This is a genomic window from Paraburkholderia sp. J94, from assembly GCF_905220285.1.
Classification (GTDB): domain Bacteria; phylum Pseudomonadota; class Gammaproteobacteria; order Burkholderiales; family Burkholderiaceae; genus Paraburkholderia; species Paraburkholderia tropica_A.
Genome location: NZ_CAJMZH010000062.1, coordinates 1 through 395, shown reverse-complemented (window position 1 = coordinate 395; position 395 = coordinate 1). Strand labels below are relative to the sequence as shown.

The following is a 395-nucleotide window of genomic DNA, read 5'->3' as shown; positions in this document are numbered from 1 at the left end:
GACGTGCGCGGCTTCTCGATCAAGTTCTACACGGAAGAGGGCAACTGGGACATCGTCGGCAATAACACGCCGGTGTTCTTCATCCGCGATCCGCTCAAGTTCCCGGACTTCATCCACACGCAAAAACGCGATCCGCGCACCAACATGCGTAGCAACGTGGCGGCGTGGGACTTCTGGTCGCGCCATCCCGAATCGCTCCATCAGGTGACGATCCTCATGAGCGACCGCGGCATTCCGAAGAACTATCGCCAGCAGCACGGCTTCGGTTCGCACACGTTCTCGTTCATCAACGCGAACAACGAGCGCTTCTACGTGAAGTTCCACTTCAAGTCGGCGCAGGGCGTGGAGAACTACACCGATGCCGAAGCCGCGCAGGTGGTGGCGCAGGACCGCGA

1 protein-coding gene is annotated in these 395 nt (G+C 60.0%); it reads left to right on the top strand.

Annotation, left to right across the window (positions count from 1 at the left end; translation table 11 throughout):
• On the top strand, positions 1 to 395 hold a 395-nt coding region (locus tag U4Y88_RS37650; RefSeq protein ID WP_321790148.1), incomplete at both ends, for a catalase.